Source organism: Variovorax sp. Soil_C_17, assembly GCF_057657265.1.
In genome coordinates, this window is the sequence record NZ_JBDGIT010000036.1 from 1 (window position 1) to 2,662 (window position 2,662).

Annotated in this window: 3 protein-coding genes; 2 read left to right on the forward strand and 1 reads right to left on the reverse strand. The window is 60.7% G+C overall.

Annotated features, from left to right (window positions below):
- The first annotated feature begins 118 nt into the window (after nt 1-118).
- Nucleotides 119-802 (forward strand): hypothetical protein, encoded by a 684-nt coding sequence (locus tag AC3A6Y_RS34885; protein WP_487872773.1) that lies wholly within the window; start codon nt 119-121, stop codon nt 800-802.
- A 227-nt stretch (nt 803-1,029) separates the two neighbouring features.
- The gene (locus tag AC3A6Y_RS34890) at nt 1,030-1,527 is read left to right on the forward strand and encodes a hypothetical protein (protein WP_487872774.1); all 498 of its coding nucleotides are present in this window, start codon (nt 1,030-1,032) and stop codon (nt 1,525-1,527) included.
- Nucleotides 1,528-1,921: 394 nt separating this feature from the next.
- Here AC3A6Y_RS34890 and AC3A6Y_RS34895 read toward each other — a convergent pair whose 3' ends face one another.
- Nucleotides 1,922-2,170, reverse strand: coding sequence for a hypothetical protein (locus AC3A6Y_RS34895; protein ID WP_487872775.1), 249 nt, complete (start codon nt 2,168-2,170; stop codon nt 1,922-1,924).
- Nucleotides 2,171-2,662 lie beyond the last annotated feature (492 nt).

Consider the following 2,662-nt stretch of genomic DNA (forward strand, 5'->3'; position numbering starts at 1 on the left):
TTGACGCCCGGAAACCCGCGCCAGCAAAGGCTTCCGGAGCAAACCGTATCAAATTACATGAAAAGGACGATCACCCCTGAATAATCCTCGCAAGGTCGACTATCACGCGATCAAGGGCTTGCTGAGCAATGGCCCGCTTCGGGTTGCGCCGATTCAGGGCGGACAGCAGGTAGCACAGTTCTGGAAGGTTTGGACGGCCGGTAGCGAGATCTACGCTGTCAAGAGATCGATGGGCACCGAGGCAAAGATCAGCTTCCACGAAAGCGGCGAGATCCACTATCGGATCTCTGGCCAGCCAAGGCGGATGATGAGCCCCCCGATTCCGCTGCCCGAGCTTGCGCACCTTGGGGAGTGGAAGATCGGAGCTGAGTTTCGGACGCTTTTGAGCCCAGGCGCGCGGTTCCCCGTCCCCGAGCAGTTCAAGAAGGGGAAGATCCTCGGCATCGAGGTGCCCGTCGGGCACTACAAGAAAATGACCCTGCTGATCGGCGCTTCTGGTAGTTCTCTTCCAGAGAACTTTGCACCGATCTGGTTGAACCGACTGCGCAACGGCAACATCGCGGCCGTCGTGCTTCAAACCTTCCCGCTTGACGAGGTCAACTTGAACGAGATCAAATTCATCCGTGAAGAGCTCGGGCTGAAGGTCAATCAATCCGGGCCTGTGACACCGAAGTCATACACGGAGGTCTCGCGGTATTGCTGGAGCCCTGAAGGAGGCAACGTCATCCTAACGATTCCCATGGGACTTGAGGTGTATGGCGATGCGTCCGGACCGGCGCACTCACCGAGGCCTAACGCCTGATCTGCGGCCCCCCACTGCGTTTGCGGAACGCCTCGCGGAACAGATGCGGAACGCTTCTGTGATCGTTGGTATGTGTTCTCGTCCGCCACGGCGTGGAACCGTCGTGCCCGGAGCCGCAATCGAACCGGCACGCCTTGCGGCGCGGGGGATTAGGATGATCTGGCGGTTTGATTTGGGTGGAGCGCTAGGGCTCGAGTGGGTCAGGTCTTATCACTGTCGGAGGGAAGGTGGACTCCATCGAGTATGTTGAGAAGATCGCCGGAGAAACTCTGGAGCAAGCGCGCTCAGCGTACGATGGCATGCATGATCGCGTCTACAAGCTCGCGACGTTGGTCGCTGGGGGCGCGGGGGCAGCGGGCGTATACGCTCTTGGCAAGCTCGGTTCTGCGAGCGCGAGCGAAGTTGCGCCGTTGGCAGCGCTTTCGTGCTGGTGGTTTCTGATCGCGGGCGTAAGCTTGCTACATGGCGCCCGATCCACGGCGCTCACGGTCGGCACAAGCAGCGATGCGATGCGGCGACGTCTCTTGCATCACCAAGGTTCCGGCACATCCGATGAAGCCACGGCTCTCTGGTTCACCCGCTGGGACCAGTTGATGTCTGTCGACCAGCAAATCGTTGGTTTCAGTGAGGCCGCGACCAAGCGCGCGCGGACACTGGATCGCGCTTACTGGTGCTTGGTTTGCTCTCCCGCGGTCGCAGGCTTGGCTTATTTGCTCGCCCGCTAGCTTTGTGGCCTTGGGCCTGTGTGCTCGGTGTCTAATGGCACCTGGTCAATCGGCTGTGGGTTCGACGGGATAGGAGGATTGGTAGCCATCAACACCTCCTCTACCCGCGTGTGGGTCTGCTTGGAGCGTCTCGGCGAACAGGCACCTGCTCGACTGGCTGGGGATTCAAAGGAATCGGTGGATTGGTGGGGGTGGATCTGAGCACGTGGTCTTCGTAGGGGTGAGTAGAGTAGCGCGCGCCTTTCGCCATGTCTGCGCCCGTCGCGCGAATGTCGCGATTGGGGGGCAATACCCGAAAGCTCCTCCGAATATCATCTCGGCGCGCATGGCCTGCTCGAAGGCTCAACACGCCGATGCCGCTCCATGCTGGCGGCGCTGGGGCGTGCTAACAGACTTAGCGTTTGCGGTTGGATTGCGACACGACCGTTCCCGCCAGCGTGCGAGTTACAGGCGCAGAGTTCTTGCTGTCCAGGGCGCGTGAGGCCTTCGCTTCGGTCTTGGCGCCTGTTTGAGCAGAACTGCCTGCTTGACGCAGTGCGGACCCGGCGAGGGACTTTTGCAGTGCGCTGGCCGTGTTGCTCTGCAAGGTCTTGCCTGCGACCGACGCCACCCGAGTGGACGTTTGCTTGGAATTGGAAGCCATTTGCTCTCCTGTGCCCCTGCAAGCATGAAATTGTCGGCGGAAGGGCTGCGCCGCCGAAGCCAGGGGACACTATATCTGGGGTCTCAGCAGCAATCAACCACTACATGTAGTGGGTCGCGCACCGCCACGCCAGCCTTGGCGGAGGAGCGAGCCGCTCGGATGCCGGTGTTTCGGCGGCATGTCGGAAAAAGGCCTTCAGTGTCACGCTTCGAGCTCGCTCGATGCCCCGCCTTGTGTACCCCGGGTGGAAACCACTTGGTGACGAGCCGCGAACCCGGTTTGCAATCGTGCCGGTCGATGGCAGAACCGTGGCGCATCAAGTGTGACGGTTGCGCCGCACTCTCGATCCCTCCGGCTTCGGAAACCTGCGCCGCATACCAGAATTCGACTTTGAGACCGCGCATGTGATCTACAGGGAGTCCATCCATTTCTTGGGGGTGTGCAGCGCAGCAAAGTAAGCTTCGAGGATGGAAGCCGGGGCATCTTCTGGGC

Excerpts from the sequence above, each read along its gene's own strand:
- AC3A6Y_RS34895 (WP_487872775.1), bottom strand. The coding sequence starts at position 2,170 with ATGGCTTCCAATTCCAAGCAAACGTCCACTCGGGTGGCGTCGGTCGCA.